The organism is Salmonella sp. SAL00653, assembly GCF_046552515.1.
Classification (GTDB): domain Bacteria; phylum Pseudomonadota; class Gammaproteobacteria; order Enterobacterales; family Enterobacteriaceae; genus Salmonella; species Salmonella enterica.
The window spans coordinates 1-16662 of the sequence record NZ_JBGDTY010000006.1 but is presented as its reverse complement, the minus strand read 5'-3'; the positions used below and the strand labels follow the sequence as shown (position 1 = coordinate 16662).

19 protein-coding genes and 1 pseudogene are annotated in these 16662 nt (G+C 52.7%); 4 read left to right on the top strand and 16 right to left on the bottom strand.

What is annotated here, in order from left to right:
- Positions 1 to 124: 124 nt before the first annotated feature.
- The gene (yghU, locus tag ACLJRU_RS08965; protein WP_001540914.1) at positions 125 to 991 is read left to right on the top strand and encodes a glutathione-dependent disulfide-bond oxidoreductase; all 867 of its coding nucleotides are present in this window, start codon (positions 125 to 127) and stop codon (positions 989 to 991) included.
- A 67-nt stretch (positions 992 to 1058) separates the two neighbouring features.
- Here the strand turns inward: yghU and ACLJRU_RS08960 are convergent, their stop codons facing one another.
- From ACLJRU_RS08960 to ACLJRU_RS08895, 14 genes are all read right to left on the bottom strand, one after another.
- The gene (locus tag ACLJRU_RS08960) at positions 1059 to 1760 is read right to left on the bottom strand and encodes a molybdate ABC transporter substrate-binding protein (protein WP_023235241.1); all 702 of its coding nucleotides are present in this window, start codon (positions 1758 to 1760) and stop codon (positions 1059 to 1061) included.
- Positions 1760 to 2812, bottom strand: coding sequence for an ABC transporter substrate-binding protein (locus ACLJRU_RS08955; protein ID WP_001032008.1), 1053 nt, complete (start codon positions 2810 to 2812; stop codon positions 1760 to 1762). The genes ACLJRU_RS08960 and ACLJRU_RS08955 overlap by 1 nt, the downstream gene beginning before the upstream one ends.
- Positions 2813 to 2887: 75 nt before the next feature.
- Complete coding sequence (gene hybG / locus ACLJRU_RS08950) at positions 2888 to 3136, bottom strand: hydrogenase maturation factor HybG (protein ID WP_000334889.1); 249 nt, start codon at positions 3134 to 3136, stop codon at positions 2888 to 2890.
- A 27-nt stretch (positions 3137 to 3163) separates the two neighbouring features.
- Positions 3164 to 3505, bottom strand: coding sequence for a hydrogenase maturation nickel metallochaperone HypA (gene hypA / locus ACLJRU_RS08945; RefSeq protein ID WP_000544945.1), 342 nt, complete (start codon positions 3503 to 3505; stop codon positions 3164 to 3166).
- A complete protein-coding gene (hybE, locus tag ACLJRU_RS08940; protein ID WP_000004951.1) occupies positions 3498 to 3986 on the bottom strand; it encodes a hydrogenase-2 assembly chaperone in 489 nt (162 codons plus the stop codon). The genes hypA and hybE overlap by 8 nt, the downstream gene beginning before the upstream one ends.
- Positions 3979 to 4473, bottom strand: coding sequence for a HyaD/HybD family hydrogenase maturation endopeptidase (locus tag ACLJRU_RS08935; protein ID WP_001221960.1), 495 nt, complete (start codon positions 4471 to 4473; stop codon positions 3979 to 3981). Before ACLJRU_RS08935 ends, hybE begins: the two co-directional genes overlap by 8 nt.
- Positions 4473 to 6176: a hydrogenase 2 large subunit gene (gene hybC, locus ACLJRU_RS08930; protein ID WP_000083044.1), complete on the bottom strand. Its 1704-nt coding sequence runs from the start codon at positions 6174 to 6176 to the stop codon at positions 4473 to 4475. Before hybC ends, ACLJRU_RS08935 begins: the two co-directional genes overlap by 1 nt.
- Entirely contained in the window at positions 6173 to 7351 is a 1179-nt protein-coding gene (gene hybB / locus ACLJRU_RS08925) for a Ni/Fe-hydrogenase cytochrome b subunit (RefSeq protein ID WP_000017676.1), read from the bottom strand. Before hybB ends, hybC begins: the two co-directional genes overlap by 4 nt.
- Entirely contained in the window at positions 7341 to 8327 is a 987-nt protein-coding gene (hybA, locus tag ACLJRU_RS08920; RefSeq protein ID WP_001081721.1) for a hydrogenase 2 operon protein HybA, read from the bottom strand. Before hybA ends, hybB begins: the two co-directional genes overlap by 11 nt.
- Positions 8328 to 8329: 2 nt before the next feature.
- Complete coding sequence (hybO, locus tag ACLJRU_RS08915) at positions 8330 to 9448, bottom strand: hydrogenase 2 small subunit (RefSeq protein ID WP_000145429.1); 1119 nt, start codon at positions 9446 to 9448, stop codon at positions 8330 to 8332.
- Positions 9449 to 9637: 189 nt separating this feature from the next.
- The gene (locus ACLJRU_RS08910; RefSeq protein WP_001059119.1) at positions 9638 to 9925 is read right to left on the bottom strand and encodes a DUF2623 family protein; all 288 of its coding nucleotides are present in this window, start codon (positions 9923 to 9925) and stop codon (positions 9638 to 9640) included.
- An 84-nt stretch (positions 9926 to 10009) separates the two neighbouring features.
- Entirely contained in the window at positions 10010 to 11653 is a 1644-nt protein-coding gene (locus tag ACLJRU_RS08905; RefSeq protein WP_001540916.1) for a methyl-accepting chemotaxis protein, read from the bottom strand.
- Positions 11654 to 11959: 306 nt separating this feature from the next.
- Entirely contained in the window at positions 11960 to 12454 is a 495-nt protein-coding gene (locus ACLJRU_RS08900; RefSeq protein WP_000439335.1) for a TIGR00645 family protein, read from the bottom strand.
- A 278-nt stretch (positions 12455 to 12732) separates the two neighbouring features.
- On the bottom strand, positions 12733 to 13236 hold the full coding sequence (locus ACLJRU_RS08895; protein ID WP_001736383.1) for an ESA_00282 family adhesion-associated protein: 504 nt from the start codon (positions 13234 to 13236) through the stop codon (positions 12733 to 12735).
- Positions 13237 to 13339: 103 nt separating this feature from the next.
- Between ACLJRU_RS08895 and ACLJRU_RS08890 the strand changes: the two genes are divergently transcribed.
- The 3 genes from ACLJRU_RS08890 (at position 13340) to ACLJRU_RS08880 (ending at position 15149) form a co-directional block, all read left to right on the top strand.
- A complete protein-coding gene (locus ACLJRU_RS08890) occupies positions 13340 to 13750 on the top strand; it encodes a hypothetical protein (RefSeq protein WP_001540917.1) in 411 nt (136 codons plus the stop codon).
- Positions 13737 to 14141, top strand: a complete 405-nt coding sequence (locus tag ACLJRU_RS08885) for a hypothetical protein (RefSeq protein WP_000665658.1) — start codon at positions 13737 to 13739, stop codon at positions 14139 to 14141. Before ACLJRU_RS08890 ends, ACLJRU_RS08885 begins: the two co-directional genes overlap by 14 nt.
- Before the next feature lie 123 nt (positions 14142 to 14264).
- Complete coding sequence (locus tag ACLJRU_RS08880) at positions 14265 to 15149, top strand: SDR family oxidoreductase (RefSeq protein ID WP_000019032.1); 885 nt, start codon at positions 14265 to 14267, stop codon at positions 15147 to 15149.
- A 112-nt stretch (positions 15150 to 15261) separates the two neighbouring features.
- On the opposite strand, the gene exbD is transcribed toward ACLJRU_RS08880, so the two are convergent.
- Together exbD and exbB are read right to left on the bottom strand one after the other, a co-directional pair.
- Complete coding sequence (gene exbD, locus ACLJRU_RS08875) at positions 15262 to 15687, bottom strand: TonB system transport protein ExbD (RefSeq protein WP_001251476.1); 426 nt, start codon at positions 15685 to 15687, stop codon at positions 15262 to 15264.
- 6 nt (positions 15688 to 15693) lie between these two features.
- Positions 15694 to 16417, bottom strand: a pseudogene (gene exbB / locus ACLJRU_RS08870) (tol-pal system-associated acyl-CoA thioesterase).
- Positions 16418 to 16662 lie beyond the last annotated feature (245 nt).

Below are 16662 nucleotides of genomic sequence, written 5' to 3'. Positions count from 1 at the left end.
CTCAATAAGGCACACTGAGGCCAGAAGGTTAAAATTTCACTCGTCGGAATGTCCCAATCGGTTAAATGTCCGGTTAGCAAGCTGCTACACTGCTTCAACACCACCACTGTGAAGGCAGGTCAATATGGCAGATAATACTTATCAACCCGCAAAAGTCTGGACGTGGGATAAACCCGGCAGCGGCGCGTTCGCTAACATTAATCGCCCGGTTTCCGGCCCGACGCACGACAAAACGCTGCCCGTCGGCAAACATCCGTTACAACTTTATTCGCTGGGGACGCCTAACGGCCAGAAAGTGACCATTATGCTGGAAGAACTCCTGGCGCTGGGCGTGACCGGCGCCGAATATGACGCCTGGTTGATTCGCATCGGCGAGGGCGATCAGTTCTCCAGCGGCTTTGTTGACATCAATCCGAACTCAAAAATTCCGGCGCTGCGCGATAACTCACACACCCCGCCGATTCGGGTTTTTGAGTCGGGCGCAATTCTTGTTTATCTGGCGGATAAGTTTGGCCATTTCCTGCCGCAGGATCTGGCTAAGCGCACAGAAACCCTTAACTGGTTGTTCTGGCTACAGGGCGCGGCGCCGTTCCTCGGTGGCGGTTTCGGTCATTTCTATCATTATGCGCCGGTAAAAATTGAGTACGCCATTAATCGCTTCACCATGGAAGCCAAGCGTCTGCTGGACGTGCTGGATAAGCAGTTAGCTCACCACCCGTATGTCGCGGGAGAAGAGTACACTATTGCCGATATGGCCATCTGGCCGTGGTTCGGCAACGTGGTGCAGGGGAATGTCTATGATGCAGCGGAGTTTCTGGATGCCGGAAGTTATCAAAACGTACAACGCTGGGCGAAACAGGTAGCCGAACGTCCGGCGGTAAAGCGGGGGCGCATTGTCAACCGGACCAACGGCCCATTGAACGAACAGCTTCACGAACGCCATGACGCCAGCGACTTCGAAAACCATACCGAAGATAAACGTCAAAGTTAAACCATAATGCCGGATGGGGTAGTAATGTCGTCATCCGGCATGGTATTCCCTGCTGACGCTTCGCTTATCAGTTCTGCGAGTGCGTCATATTCGGCGCTTCACTAAACCCATGTTGCATGAGAATCAACCTCGCCCGTGCTGACAGTAAAAAGTCGGCAAGCGTTTTTCCCTGCTCGCTCAGGCAGGCAAAGCCATATTCAGCCACGGGATTATAAGGTTCCGGGATATCAATCACTCGCAGCGAATTAACCTGCCGTAGCCTGGGAGCATAGCTGGCATAGCCGATAAAGATATCGGTGTAATCATGATTGATGAGCCATTCCGCTGCCAGCCGGCCCGCCGGTAACGGCAAAGTCTGCCTGCCGCCAACCAGCGCTACCGCGCGTTTTCGGACCGCTTCGCCCTCGTTGCCCATCCGCGAAAAAAGCTGCTGCGTATAATCGCCGGAAGGATCGCAACCTGCTGTTGAGGTGCCGATCCGCAGATCCCGCCGGGTTAATAGCGACAGCCAGTCCTCGCCTTCACGCATCGCCTGTGCCCGCACGCTCAGACACAAACGGTTCGTCGTAAAAGGCGCGACCCGCAGCGCCCGCCCGCTTTCCAGCAGCGCCTGCGGATGCGCCAGGTTCGCCGAAGCAAAAAAGTCGCACGCTTCGATGCGTTCACGTAACAGCCCCGCCGGACCGAAATCACATACCGCATCCGCCTGAAACGCCGTCATTAGCTGCGGCCAGACGACGCGCAAGCTCCCCGCTGCCAGTATTCGCATCACTGTACGCCCTGATAGTCAGTACGGTAAAAACGTTGATACCAGTCGTTAGCGGCCTTTTGCATGTCAATATCGTGGAATTTTTCCGGATAGAGTTTTTTCGCCATCCACAGTTCGCCAATTCCCACCGCCTCCGGCATCGGATATCCCCAGGCTTTGGCATAATCCGGCATCAGGTAAACCCGATGATGCTTCACCGCGTCAATGACCTGCCACTGGGGATTGTGCAGGATCTCATTGACGACCTTTGGATAGCGATTCTGGACAAAGATTACCTGTGGATCCCAGGCGATCACCTGCTCCATTGTCACCTGCTTAAAGCCTTTCACCGAGGATGCCGCTACATTCAGCGCCCCCGCATGGGCCATCATCAGACCGGTGTATTTACCGGAACCGTAGGTGGTCAGCTCCGGATTCGCCATATAAGCGCGAACCCGCTCATTTTCAGGAACCGACTGCAAACGGTCGCTGACCATCTTGCGACCTTTATCCATCGCCTCAATCAGCGCTTTCGCCTCCTGCGGTTTATTGACGATATCGCCAATCAGCGTTATTCCTTCACGCAGCCCGCGATTATAAGCCTGCTCTTCATCGGCCAGGGTCGGGTTCATTTTAGCCCGCTCGCCAGCAACATCATGGCGCAGCGAAATCGCCACCACCGGAATGCCAAGACGGCTGATTTTGTCGATCATCTCCTGCGGAGCGTAATTCGTGACAAACACCACCTGCGGGCGCAGCGCCACCAGTTTTTCAGGATCAACGTGCGTTAGATCGCCCAGCGAGGCTTTTTGCGCCAGTTCCGGCGCCAGACGCGCATAGCCGTCGCCTAATTGCTGTTTCCAGTTCGCCATGACCCCAACGATTTTGTCAGTGGCATTCATCTGTACAAGGAGATTGAGCGTTTGATGCTGGAGCACCACCACTCTGTCGACGGTGTCGGGAACCGTGACCTGGCGACCAATTTGATCGGTAAAAGTACGCGCCGCCTGTGACATTAACGGCCAGCAAAAAAGCAACGCCAGCAGAGAGAGCTGGCGCAAAAATTTATTCATAGGTTTCGCCCCACAATCGATATATAAATAATTATACAGCAATTATAGAGCGATATAATAGAGGTGATTAAGGGATCACGCGCTGGTGATGTCGTACTCCATGCGGCGCAGCGCATCTAACGTGGCTTTCGCTTCGTCTTCGTCAATGATGCTCATCGCAAAACCAACGTGTACCAATACCCATTGCCCTACCAGATCGGCTGGCTTACCTTCACAAATCAGAGCAATATTGACATCACGTTTGATGCCACACACTTCCACCTGCGCAAGCTGGTGAATATCATCTCCGACGGCCAGCACCTGACCGGGGACGCCAATACACATAATTAACCACCTGAAATAAAATGCGGGTTATTCGACCTCAATACTTTTTACTTTCAACGAATCGCCGGTATCCACCCGCAGGCGATCGCCATGACAATGCGGACATTGCGCGTCATGCCTGAGAATTTCCACCACCTGACTGCAATCCCAGCACCAGGCCTGGGCCGGTCTGTAGTCGATGTGCAATTCGCACCCTTGCGCTAAAGTTCCCTGGCAGGCGATGTCAAAGCTGAAACGAACCGCGCGCTCTTCAACGCACGAAAGCGCGCCTATCTCCAGCCATACGCCGGTGACGCGCGCCACGCCGTGCTGTTCTGCCTGCTGCTGAATAATTTCAACGGCGCTTTGGCAAAGAGACAGCTCATGCATTCTCACAGCTCCGACGGCCAAACAGCAACGCGCGCCGGCTTGTCTGCGGCGCATCAGGATTGCTTACCGGCAGGGATAACAGCATCCGCGCGCAGTCATCCGCCAGCCGGACGCCCTCTTCCGGCGACAGGCTACGGGAAAGCGGCGACATCAACGAGCAGGCAAGATATTGCGAAACGCCTTCCAGTTCGCCAACGGTAAAGGTCATCGTGCCATAAGGCAGTTGCAGACCGAGTTTTTCACCGACGGTACGCCCGGGCCAGATCTGGTCCGGGCCAGGGAAGATTAATGCGCTTAACATCCACGGCGTAATTACCGTGCCCGTCCATTGTCCTTCAAACAACGTAAAATCAGAGACATGCACAGGCATAGTCGGATGCAGAAACGAAAGATCGTGCATCGAACGATGGGCTATCTCTTCAAACGCCGCCTGAACCCGGGCGACGGGCGCCGTGTCGAATCCGGAAAACGTTTCAGACATGCGCCGTCTCCTTAGGAATTGCTTCGACGCCGGATTCACGCAGCGCAGCAAGAACCTGCTCAAGCGCAGGCTCAATCATCGCCTCGACGGTTGGCGTTAAGCCGATGTGCGGTTCCAGCGACTGTGGAATAACGCCAACCAGGGTCAGTTTCTTCGGAAACTCGCCGGTAAAGCGGAGGGCCGACAATACGTCGGCCAGTCCAAGCTGATGGGGGGAGATTTTGTTGGTGAACAGCGCCGGAACTTCATCGTCGCGCAGTACCATAATGGTTCCCGGCGCGTTCTTTTTCGACACGATGGCGTCGGCAATGATCAAATGATCACGATTCGCCATATCGCCAAGAAGTTCCATTCCCGCCGTACCGCCATCCAGAATCTCAACGAAATCCGGCAGGGTGTATCGTTGCTCTAACGCTTCAACAATACGCACCCCGATGGCTTCATCGGTCAGCAAAATATTGCCGACCCCTAAGACTAATATCCGCATTACAAAACCTTCACCGAGACCACTTCATTGCCATCGGCGTCCACCACGTGTACCGCGCACGCCATGCAAGGGTCGAAGGAGTGGATGGTACGTACCACTTCCAGCGGCTTCGCCGGATCGGCGATCGGCGTACCGACCAGCGACTGTTCGTACGGCCCCACGTCATCGTTGAAGTTACGCGGACCTGAGTTCCAGGTCGATGGCACCACTGCCTGATAGTTACTGATAATACCGTCTTTAATCACCATCCAGTGAGACAGCATACCGCGCGGCGCCTCCAGGAAGCCCACGCCTTTGAACTCGCCCGTCGCCGGAATGTTCGGCTTCACAAACGTGGTGTAATCGCCTTTGCCGATATTTACAATCAGCGCGTTGTATTGATCCTGCAATATGTTTTGCAGTTCACAACAGTGAACGGTACGCCCGATGATACGACCCAGCGTAGAGTGAAGTTGCGCCATTTCCAGCGTTTTACCGGTCAGCTTCTGATAAAGCGCAATGATTTCATTGAGCTTGGTCTGCGTGGATTCACGACCTGCAGCCAGTTTACACAGCATGTTCGCCAGCGGCCCGACTTCGACGGTTTTGCCGTAGAATGTCGGCGACTTGACCCATGAGTATTTACCGTCATCCGACCAACCGTCGTAAGCCGGGATCGTAGTGCCTTCCCACGGCGCCTGCGGCGCTTCATCTTTATACCAGGCGTGCTTCGCGCTCTCCTGAATACCTTTAATCAGGAACTCGTCGGAGTGAGAGGTGATCGGACGGTATGTCGACAGATCGGCATTGGTAATGTAACCGCCCGGGAACAAGAAACTGCCGTTTTTACCGTCGGTCGGGAATTCCGGCGCGCTCAGGTAGTTCACCGCACCTTTGCCACGCTCCAGCCATTCCGGATAGTAGGCCGCGATGACTGCGGTATCCACTTTATACACCTGCTCGACAAAATCGCTCAGCTTATCGATAAACGATTTGATGTACATCAGACGTTCAAGGTTCAACGTACCGATGCTGTCGAGATTGATCGGGTTCGCCACCCCACCGACCGCCAGGTTCTGGATATGCGGCGATTTACCGCCCAGCAACGCCACCACGCGGTTAGCGTCACGCTGACATTCCAGCGCCTGCAGATAGTGGGCGACCGCAATCAGGTTGACCTCCGGCGGTAACTGCATTGCCGGGTGCCCCCAGTAGCCGTTGGCGAAAATACCTAACTGACCGCTGGCGACAAGATCCTTGATCTTGTTCTGAACTTTCGTGAACTCTTGCGCGCTGTTCAGGTGCCAGCTCGACACGCCATCCAGCATCGCAGAAGCTTTTTCCGGATCGGCTTTCAGCGCAGAGGTAATGTCCACCCAGTCCAGCGCAGAGAGCTGGTAGAAATGGACAATGTGGTCATGGGTGGTATGCGCCGCCAGAATAATATTACGGATATACTGCGCGTTGACGGGAACATCAATATTCAGCGCGCTTTCTGCCGCACGAACGGAAGAGATCGCGTGAGTTGTCGTACAAACGCCGCAAATACGCTGCACAATCATCCACGCATCGCGCGGATCGCGGTTCTTCACGATCTCTTCCATACCGCGCCACATGGTGCCGGACGCCCATGCTTTGGATACGACGCCGTTCTCAATTTCGCAGTCAATGCGTAAATGACCCTCAATACGGGTTACCGGATCAATAGTAATTCTCTGGCTCATGCTTTGCTCGCCTCATGACGATTATGATCGTTTTGTTTTAAAGGAGGAAGTATCGGCAGTAGACGAATGAGTACGATGTATGCACAAATCTCAATAGCCACAAAACCAATAGAAATCAACAATTCTTCCCAGGTTGGGAAGTAGTGGTAGCCGCCACCCGGGTTGAATGCCACCAGCGAATAGGTCAGACGCCACGTCGCGCAACCCAACAGCGCGCTCAGCGCCGACAGGTACAGCATACGAGAGTCATTACGCAGTTTCGCCACACGCAGTACCACTAACGGGAAGACCATCAGGACGACTTCAATCCAGAACATAGCGGAGTAAAAATCGCCGGCAAACGCATAGGACAGCTTGTCGCGATAAATCAGTTCGCCAAAGCGCAGGACGACGAAAATCGCCAGCAGCACACTGATGGTATTCGTCAGCTTAACAAACAAATTTTTCTCATCCGGACCGTTTCCTTTCAGGCCTGCCTGAACCAGCGCCCCCTCAAATATGACAATGGAGAAGCCCATGATAAACGCGGTCAGAACCGAGAACAGCGGCAGCATTTCATAGCTTTGCCATAGCGGATGCACTTTATAGCCCGCCGAGATCATCAATGACCCCATTGAGGACTGGTGCATCGTCGGCAGCAGCGCGCCCAGCGCGATAATAAAGAACATCACCTTATTCAGACGCTTGAGCGACACTTTCCAGCCCAGACGTTCAAACAGGGCAGGCGCAAACTCCAGCGCCATCACGCCGATGTAGATGGTCATACAGACCGCCGTCTCAAACAGTACCGAGTTCACGTTGAAGTGACCTGGAATGTAGAAGTACGGCAGGTTCCAGTAACGACCGACGTCGATAGTGATCGACAGGCCGCCCAGCGAGTAACCAAACAAGCTTGCCAGCAACGCCGGGCGCACCAACGGATGGTATTGCCCACGGTTAAAGACATACACCGCCCATGCCAACGCCCAACCGCCGCAGGCAAAGCCGGTGCCGATCAACAGGTCAAAGGCAATCCAGACGCCCCACGGGAAACCGCCGTTCAGGTCGGAAACGGAGCCCAACCCGAAGACCAGACGCTTCACGATAAGGAGCATACACAGGACGATTAACGGTCCAAAAATAATGACCGGTTTACTGATGATTTTTCCGCCCAGCGGTTTTGGATCATGACTCATGATCGTCTCCTCCATCGTGATGGTCGTTTTTGCTATTACGACGAACCAGCACGGTTAAGCCCGCCAGCGCAGCCAGGGGTAGTATCATGCCTTTATAAAGCGTGTGTTGAACATGCTCGGAGCGCGCTCCGGTTGAAAGGTCATCCAGCTTCGGCAGATCCAGATCTTCATAAGGAACGCCTGTCAGCACCAGCACCTGAGTACCACCGCCCTCTTTTTCACCGTAGAGGTGTGGGTAGTATTTAGGCACCGTATGCAGATAGGTGTCGTCCGTTTTCAACGTCTGGCGCGGATAGTGATATTCACTGCCTGGTTTGAGGGCCAGACGTTTTTTCGCTTCCGCCATCAGCTCTTCACGAGTACCGAAAATGACGGCCCCTGCCGGACAAACTTCCACACACCCAGGCAAACCGCCTTTATCCAGACGCTCAACGCCTTTCTGGTTACACAACTCACACTTGTGAAGCGCGCCAAACGGGTTGTTGTAGTCGTACTTAGGTACGTTGTACGGGCAGGCAACCATACAGTAACGGCAGCCGGTGCAGACATCTTTGTCATAGTGGACGATGCCGGTTTTCGGATCTTTTTTCAGCGCCGACACCGGGCAAACGGAAACGCAGTTAGGATCGACGCAGTGCATACACTGTTTCTTGATGTAGGCATAGCCGTTCTCTTCCTGATCTTTGTTCACGCCCGTACCGCTACGCCATACCTGAATAATGTTATTGGTATACGGCGACAGCTTGTCGTTGTTCGACCAGGTCTGCTCCCCTTCCGGGTTACGCGCCGGGAAGTTGATATCCTGACACTTTGTGACGCAGGCCTGACAGCCCACGCACAGAGTGGAGTCATACAGCATACCCAGCGAACCTGGAATCGGCGGACGGTTTTCTGCAGCCGCATGGCTGACAGACGGCGCGGCGCCCAACAGCAATGCTCCACCGGAGGCTGCTTTAATAAAGTCACGTCTGTTCACGGTTATTCTCCCCGTGAGTCAGCGTTATCTTTCTTTTGCTGACGCCCCAGTTCACGTACCGCCATCACGCTGACGCCGGCAACCAGACCGACTACGCCGCCAAGCAGACCGACAGCGCCCGCAGAGATATTGCCGCCTTCTTTCATATTGACGTCAGGTTTCTCTGAACGCGGAGTTTGGTTTTCGACATGAGCAAGCTGGTGAATGCCCTTATGGAAGCCGATACCTTCTTCGTTACAGCCATAGCAAGGATGACCGATCGCCACTGGCCAGACGCCGCCAACGTCACAGAACTGTAACGTAGAACAGTTGCCCCAGGTTTCCGGCCCTTTACAGCCAAGATGGTAGAGACACCAGCCCTGACGGTGGCCTTCGTCGCCAAATTCTTTGGCAAAACGGCCTGCGTCGAAGTGTGGACGACGTTCGCAATGCTCATGAATCAGACGGCCATAGGCAAAGGTTGGACGATTTTTCGCATCCAGCTTCGGCGGCGTGCCGTAAGTGATGATATGCGCGACGGTCGCCAGGAAGTTATGCGGGTTTGGCGGACAACCTGGAATATTGATAACCGTTTTGCCCGGTAAGACTTCCTGCAGACTGACAGCGCCGGTTGGGTTTACGCCAGCCGCAGCAACGCCGCCCCATGCCGAGCAGGAACCGATAGCGATAATCGCGGCTGCGCCGTCGGCGGCTTTGCGGATGTGATCCACGATCGGCTCGCCGGCAACCATGCAGTAGATACCGTTATCTTTTAGTGGGATAGAACCATCCACCACCAGAACATATTGCCCTTTATACTTCTCCAGAGCGTTATGTTTGTTTTCTTCGACCTGGTGACCGAATGCGGCGGAAAGTACCTCGTGGTATTCCAGAGAGATGGTCTCCAGAACGAGGTTTTCAACGGTTGGGTGTGTAGCACGAAGCAGTGATTCGGTACAACCGGTACACTCCTGAGCGCCAATCCAGATAACGGGCGGACGCTGTGGATTGGATACCGATTCTGCCATTTCTGCGGCGGCTTTGCTACTGAGCCCCATAGTAGCGGCCAGTGCTGCACAAAGCTTCATGAAATCACGACGGTTAATGCCGTGAGAAGTGATGAGAGTATTATCTCCAGTCATTTTATAGTTATTCCGTTACGAAGACCTGGCTTTTATTTTGCACTGTTCGCGAAGAAGTTATTGCGATCGGTACGCCATTTACCACACTTTTTTTATGGTTATGTGCGCCATAATACTTCGACGGAACAGTAAAACGAAGGGAAGAGGCGATAGTGTAATTAATTAAAGCAAGATAATACCCCTGTTGGATCAACCTTCGAGTCGATAACCGGCCATAAAGAAGCGAACCGCCATCCCGGAATGATTCTCTTTAAAGAAATCCATCACCATTTCTTTATCCAGACCATAGCGACGCGTCAGAATTCCAGCCTCCCACGCGCTAAGTTGACGATCGCCGGTCTTTTCGAACATACGGTGTGTAAAACCCAATACAAAGCCACGTTTATACTCAGAACAGAAATTCACCGCATGATGCGCGCTATATGCATATGGCGCGTGCAACCCGGCCATTAACCCTTTCCCAAAATGATTATTCATCTGACCTCCTTAGCCACTATATAATAAATTATATAGCGGCTAATTAAATGAAGGCCAGCGCATTACGCGCTTTTTTGCTTCACATCAGAAGGCAACCCATTCATCAGTAGACTGTGCGGGAGTCGACGCCATTCTCTGAACGCCAGGCGCCGCTTTCGCCGTTACGCGTTGTTGCGGCTCACTAGCGGAAAGCCGGAACTGCTGTACGGAGCGTTGCAAATCCTCCGTCTGCCGTTCCAGCGCCGCCGCCGCCGCGGAAACCTGCTCAACCAGCGCGGCGTTTTGTTGCGTAACGCTATCCATTTGCGTGATCGCCACGCCAACCTGAGAAATACCTTTACTCTGTTCTTCGGAGGCGGACGCGATCTGTTTCATAATCGTCGTCACTTCCGTGACGCCGAGCAGGATGGCGTCCATCGTCGCGCCGGTCTCCTGGACCAACTGCGCGCCCTGCGCTACGCGACGTACCGATTCGCCAATTAAGGCTTCAATTTCTTTCGCCGCCCCCGCGCTGCGGCTGGCCAGGTTACGTACCTCACCGGCGACCACCGCGAAGCCGCGTCCCTGCTCGCCCGCTCTGGCCGCTTCTACCGCTGCGTTCAAGGCCAGAATATTGGTCTGGAAAGCAATACTATTAATCACGGTAGTAATTTCGGCGATCTGCTGCGAACTGGCGGAAATACCGTTCATTGTTTCTACCACATTGGAAACCAGTTCACCGCCTTTTCCTGCCGTTAGCGAGGCGGCATCCGCAAGCTGACTCGCCTGGCGAGCGTGTTCGGCGTTCATTTTCACCGTTGCGGTAAGCTGTTCCATGCTGGCGGCCGTCTCTTCCAGCGCAGCGGCCTGTTCTTCCGTTCGGGAAGAGAGATCGTTATTACCGGTAGAAATTTCCGTCGCGCCGCGCCAGATATTGTCGCTTCCGGCGCGGATCGTACTCACGGCTTCGCGTAAACTGTCCTGCATCGCGCGCAGTAGCGGCACCAACCGGCCTACGCAGTTACGCCCCAACGCTTCAATCGGCTGGCTAAGATCGCCTTGCGCGATGCGCTGAAATTGCTGACGGATGCGCTCCAGCGGTTTCACCATCATTGCAACCAGATAGCGATCGGTAAAAATCAGGATAGCAATGCCCAGAATCACCGCCGTAATAAGCAGGATGCGGATGGTATAGGTTTTACCATCGACCATCACACGTGTGTTATCCAGCATGGCGCCAGCTTCATGACTAAACCGTTCCGCGCTGGCGCCGAACGCGCGGCTGAGTGCGGGCGTGACCGTACTGGCATGTTCGCTCCAGGCGGTCAGCGATCCTTGCTGTGCCAGTTGCATTTGAGGAACGACGCCTTTCTCCAGCAAGGCCTGCCAGTTGGACAAGACCTCCCTTGAGATATCAGGGTTCATCGGCCCTGGCGATAGCGCTTTCATCTCCTCCAGCTTCTGACGCATATTCTCGAGCGACTGCCGGGCGGGCGCAAAATCGGGCGTGCCGCCGCCGATTTTTACATCCATCGCGCGGCTAAGGCGGGTAACAAAGCGGAAATATTGATCGTTACCCTGGCTTAGCACCGTCATTTGCCGTACAAGATGCCGGTCAATATCATTTCCTTCCGAAACTTCGGATAAAGCATGGACGCTGTATAACCCCACCCCCGACCAGAGTAGACAAAAAAGTCCCAGTATCGTCAGCATGACCATACGAATAGTAAAGTTTTGCAGCAAACGCATATGAATTTCCTTGCTGAATATAAGAGATTAGTCATCTGATGATGACGCACTCTCGTTATCGGCAAGGCGCGGAGAATATATAATGCATTCTCCATTTTTTTACAGTTATCGCCGTTTACGTACCCGCAGATGTTATATATCTGTGAACGCAGAGAAAATCTTTTAGTCTTATTACTGAGTAAATGAATAGATGTAGTAAAAATATTGCGTAAGGCTGCAGGGAGGCGGTTATCCGCCGTTAAAGAAGCGCTGTTTTACAGCCGGGCTCAGCGTCCTTTGCCCGACTGCCCCGCCGTTGACGGCGGCTCAATGGTTATGCCGCGTCAATCTGTCCAGATAGCCCATCACGAACGCCGACAGGACAAAGGTCAGATGGATGATGACATACCACATTAATTTGTTATCCGGGACGTTTTTCGCATCCATAAACACGCGTAACAGGTGAATGGAAGAGATAGCGACTATCGATGCCGCCACCTTATTTTTTAGCGAAGTCGCATCCATTTTCCCCAGCCAGTTCAGCTTCTCCTTGCCCGCAGAGATATCCAGCTGAGAGACAAAATTCTCATACCCGGAGAACATGACCATTACCAGCAATCCGCCGACCAGCGTCATATCAACCAGCGATAACAGCACCAGAATCAGATCGGCTTCCGCCAGGGCAAAAACGTTCGGCAGAACGTGTAGAATTTCCTGGAAAAATTTTAGCGCTAAAGCGATCAGCGCCAAAGAGAGGCCAAAATACACCGGCGCGAGCAGCCAGCGAGACGCATACATTACATTTTCAAGAAAGCGTTCCATAGGGACCTGTCAGGTAACTAAAACCAGCAACAGTATATCTCAACCATGCAACATCAGATCAACATGCAGTTAAGAGCCTATCCCACCAGGCGTTATTGGCGCAGCCAGTTTGGACACGGACAGCGCGCAAAAACCGGAGCGTACACGTAGTACGTGAGGTTTGACTCGCTACGCTCGCCCTTCGGGCCGCCGCTAGCGGCGTTCAAAACGCTAACGCGTTTTGGCGAGCACTGCCCAGGTCCAAAATGGCAAGTAAAATAGCCCTAATGGGATAGGCTCTAAATCTCATCCGGGTTAACCTGCGGGCGCTGATATTCCGGCCATACCAGCGCGACCAATGCCGGGTAGGCTTCAAGACTGAACTCGCGAAAACACTGGCGTAAATTAAGGACGTCCAAATCCGAATACGGCACCTTTTCTCCGTTCAGACAACGCTTCTTAATATTGTCGTAATACTTATAAACGGCAGAGTTAAGGTCGCTGCAACGACGCTGTGCGTCAAATAATCCAGGCGTTTCATTCAACTCAGTCATTGTCATTCGTTTTATCGTTGCATGAAGGAAATCGATATATTCATGGTTAACGCGCCAGTACCATACCGGCGTTATCGAATTCATTAATACTGAGAAATGATCTTCGCCCTCTTCCTTTGTCATGGGTTCAGTTTGATTTAAATTTACGGTTTTTCCACCAGGACGTTTTTTATTAACCTCCCACATCAGGAAGAGTATCGCGCCGGTCAGTAATAGCAATATAATAACAGAATAAAAAATACTGTTCATAGCAGGCTCCATTTTTTTTGATTTTAAAATTACGCCATGTTATTGTCAACGAAACCTACACTATTAAAAATAGTATACCACTGATCGTAAAGGATATTTAGTCATGCTTCCTGGGCATCTGGTTTCCTCTCATTTTCGCCTGTCATCGCCGCCCCCTGAAGCCACAGAAAACAGTAAAAATTTGCCTAAGGGAAAGACAAAGCTCAGCGATTACGAGCCCGATATTTTAATTAGCGCTAACGCTGCCGGGCAACACAGAAACGTATTATTTGAAGAACGCGACCGTCATATTAAAGAACGTCTGTATTGTGTGGCTAAAATTGAAACGTTTGCCCGCCTGATAAACGCACTACAGGCAGAAGGCGATATTGATGCCCAAACGCTAAGTAAAATACTGGCGGATAAAACCGCAATGATAAATGAAAAAGGCAATGCCATTTGGCTTAATTTAATCACTCGCGAAACCGATATGCCGCTATTTTATTCACTGGAAGATAAAGATGAAAGAAGTTGAAGACAATAACGTTTATTTGGCTTTAGACAACCATAAAAGTGATGAATTTATCTTAAAGCAAAATCTTGCAGCGCTAATCGCCAGCAAAAATGCCACCCTGGAAAAGGTAACGCAGGAGGTGGTATCCATACCGGCGGCGTTAGTGCGCCTGAAGTGGCAAAACCGACGGGAGATGTATGCGTTACAGGTCAAAGAGGAGATTTATGGCGCGACCATCAATGCCATTATCGAGCAGCATCCTGAATTACGAGACAAAATTATGTCTCGTCTTGAAAGTGACTGGCAGCATCTGCTGGCTCGCGAGACGGCAACCCTACGTCTGACGCGTAAGCTTTCCGATGGCGACTACCGGACGCGCAACGTCACCACCGTCGCACGGCGAGAAAAATAACCTTCATGGCTAGTTAACTCTGTTGTGAATACGGGCGAAGCATAAGGATCGTTCTGATTCTCCCTCTTACGGTAGTAAAAGTGTCTACGCTTAAAGGGTGTTCAACCTGAAGGGAGAAGCTCAATGTCTCATCTATACGACCCTACCACGCAGTATTACACCGGCGAGTATCCTAAGCAAAAACAGCCGGCGCCCGGCGTCCAGGCGAAAATGACGCCTGTTCCTGACTGTGGTGAAAAAAGTTATGTCGGCAGTGGTCGCCTTAAAGATCGTAAGGCGCTGGTGACAGGGGGCGACTCCGGGATTGGGCGCGCTGCCGCTATCGCTTACGCGCGTGAAGGCGCAGATGTCGCGATCAACTACCTGCCAGCGGAAGAAGAGGACGCTCAGCAGGTTAAAGCGCTGATTGAGGAGTGCGGCCGTAAAGCGGTGTTATTGCCAGGCGATCTTAGCGACGAATCTTTCGCCCGTTCGCTGGTCCATAAGGCGCGTGAAGCGCTGGGCGGGCTGGACATTCTGGCGCTGGTAGCCGGTAAACAAACGGCAATCCCGGAGATAAAAGATCTGACCAGCGAGCAATTTCAGCAAACCTTCGCCGTTAACGTTTTTGCCCTGTTCTGGATAACCCAGGAAGCGATTCCGCTGCTGCCAAAAGGCGCCAGTATTATCACGACGTCGTCTATCCAGGCGTATCAGCCCAGTCCGCACCTGCTGGATTATGCGGCAACCAAGGCGGCAATCCTCAATTACAGCCGTGGCCTGGCGAAACAGGTGGCGGAAAAAGGAATTCGTGTGAATATTGTCGCGCCTGGCCCTATCTGGACAGCGCTGCAAATTTCCGGCGGTCAAACCCAGGATAAAATTCCGCAGTTTGGTCAGCAGACGCCAATGAAGCGGGCCGGCCAACCGGCAGAGCTGGCGCCGGTGTATGTCTATCTGGCAAGCCAGGAATCCAGTTACGTTACCGCAGAAGTGCACGGCGTGTGCGGCGGGGAACATTTAGGCTAACGCATGAAGTCGATTACGATGGCGCACTTCTGTTAAGCAAGGCGCCATCTTAGGCAATAAAAAAGCCGGGTGGCGACTTCGCCTTACCCGGCCTACAGCATCAGCAGAATACTTATTTCGCTTTCGCGGTCTCTTCGCCGACCAGACCAATCTTGAGATAGCCCGCCTGATGCAGCATATCCATCACTTTCATCAGGGTTTCATACTCTACGGTTTTATCCGCGCGGAAGAAAATCGTAGTATCCTTTTTCCCTTCCGTCAGGGCCGTTAGCTCGGCAATCATCGTATCATCCGTCACCGGATCGTTACCGATAAACATGGTGTTATCCGCTTTCACCGACAGATAAACCGGTTTTTCCGGACGCGGCTGTGGCGTACTGGTAGAAGCGGGCAGATTCACCTTGACGTCCACCGTCGCCAGCGGCGCAGCCACCATAAAGATAATCAGCAGAACCAACATGACATCGATAAACGGCGTCACGTTGATTTCATGCATTTCGCCGTTGTCATCCAGGTTCTCGTTAAGACGCATTGCCATGACGCATTACCCTACCCGTAATTTCTGCGCGGCGCGTACCGGCGCTCGCATTCAGATCAAGATCGCGGCTTTGCAGCAGCAATACCTGCGCCGCCACGTCGCCCAGCGTTGCTTTATAACTGCCTATCTGACGTGCGAAGATGTTGTAAATGACGACCGCCGGGATCGCGGCTACCAGCCCAATCGCCGTCGCCAGCAGCGCTTCCGCAATCCCAGGAGCAACCACCGCCAGGTTGGTGGTCTGCGTTTGCGCAATACCGATGAAACTATTCATAATGCCCCATACGGTGCCAAACAACCCGACGAAGGGGGAAATGGCGCCGATCGTCGCCAGATAACCGTTGCCTCGTCCCATGTAGCGGCCAACCGCTGCGACGCGACGTTCCAGACGGAAGCCGGTACGTTCTTTAATCCCTTCGTTATCTTCGCTGCCCTGAGAGAGTTCCAGTTCATTCTGCGCTTCATTGATGAGCTGTGCGCTGAGGCTTTTTGCGCTGAAACCTGCCGCAATGTCGGAAGCCTGATCTAAAGAGCGCGCATCGGCTAATTGCAGTTGTTCGCGCTTTAAGCGGAGCTTTTGCGTGAAAAATTCAACGCTTTTACTGAAGAAGATAGCCCAGGTGACGACTGACGCCAGAATCAAACCAATCATCACGCACTTCACGACAATATCGGCGTGCTGATACATGCCCCAGACGGAAAGATCCGTCTGCATCAAATTATTACCCACTCTGTATCTCCAGGACGCAAATCACAAAATCTGAGCATAATAATATCAAAACAACGTCGAATTGATAGTCGTTCTCATTACTATTTACATACTGCCGCACCTTTACTGCTTTTTCTTTGCGCTTACGCATTAAAAAAGCCACCTGTTTTTATTTTGGCAAAATTTTCATCTGTGACCCGTCCTGAATAGCGTTGACACGTTCCAGACTTAAATCCGGAGAACGTAATGATGACTGAGTTCAAACG

Excerpts from the sequence above, each read along its gene's own strand:
- hybO (WP_000145429.1), bottom strand. The coding sequence starts at position 9,448 with ATGACTGGAGATAATACTCTCATCACTTCTCACGGCATTAACCGTCGT.
- hybB (WP_000017676.1), bottom strand. The coding sequence starts at position 7,351 with ATGAGTCATGATCCAAAACCGCTGGGCGGAAAAATCATCAGTAAACCG.
- ACLJRU_RS08895 (WP_001736383.1), bottom strand. The coding sequence starts at position 13,236 with ATGAACAGTATTTTTTATTCTGTTATTATATTGCTATTACTGACCGGC.
- ACLJRU_RS08900 (WP_000439335.1), bottom strand. The coding sequence starts at position 12,454 with ATGGAACGCTTTCTTGAAAATGTAATGTATGCGTCTCGCTGGCTGCTC.
- ACLJRU_RS08960 (WP_023235241.1), bottom strand. The coding sequence starts at position 1,760 with ATGCGAATACTGGCAGCGGGGAGCTTGCGCGTCGTCTGGCCGCAGCTA.
- hybG (WP_000334889.1), bottom strand. The coding sequence starts at position 3,136 with ATGTGTATTGGCGTCCCCGGTCAGGTGCTGGCCGTCGGAGATGATATT.
- hypA (WP_000544945.1), bottom strand. The coding sequence starts at position 3,505 with ATGCATGAGCTGTCTCTTTGCCAAAGCGCCGTTGAAATTATTCAGCAG.
- hybC (WP_000083044.1), bottom strand. The coding sequence starts at position 6,176 with ATGAGCCAGAGAATTACTATTGATCCGGTAACCCGTATTGAGGGTCAT.
- ACLJRU_RS08880 (WP_000019032.1), top strand. The coding sequence starts at position 14,265 with ATGTCTCATCTATACGACCCTACCACGCAGTATTACACCGGCGAGTAT.
- exbD (WP_001251476.1), bottom strand. The coding sequence starts at position 15,687 with ATGGCAATGCGTCTTAACGAGAACCTGGATGACAACGGCGAAATGCAT.
- ACLJRU_RS08905 (WP_001540916.1), bottom strand. The coding sequence starts at position 11,653 with ATGCGTTTGCTGCAAAACTTTACTATTCGTATGGTCATGCTGACGATA.
- yghU (WP_001540914.1), top strand. The coding sequence starts at position 125 with ATGGCAGATAATACTTATCAACCCGCAAAAGTCTGGACGTGGGATAAA.
- ACLJRU_RS08890 (WP_001540917.1), top strand. The coding sequence starts at position 13,340 with ATGCTTCCTGGGCATCTGGTTTCCTCTCATTTTCGCCTGTCATCGCCG.
- ACLJRU_RS08955 (WP_001032008.1), bottom strand. The coding sequence starts at position 2,812 with ATGAATAAATTTTTGCGCCAGCTCTCTCTGCTGGCGTTGCTTTTTTGC.
- ACLJRU_RS08885 (WP_000665658.1), top strand. The coding sequence starts at position 13,737 with ATGAAAGAAGTTGAAGACAATAACGTTTATTTGGCTTTAGACAACCAT.
- ACLJRU_RS08910 (WP_001059119.1), bottom strand. The coding sequence starts at position 9,925 with ATGAATAATCATTTTGGGAAAGGGTTAATGGCCGGGTTGCACGCGCCA.
- hybE (WP_000004951.1), bottom strand. The coding sequence starts at position 3,986 with ATGTCTGAAACGTTTTCCGGATTCGACACGGCGCCCGTCGCCCGGGTT.
- ACLJRU_RS08935 (WP_001221960.1), bottom strand. The coding sequence starts at position 4,473 with ATGCGGATATTAGTCTTAGGGGTCGGCAATATTTTGCTGACCGATGAA.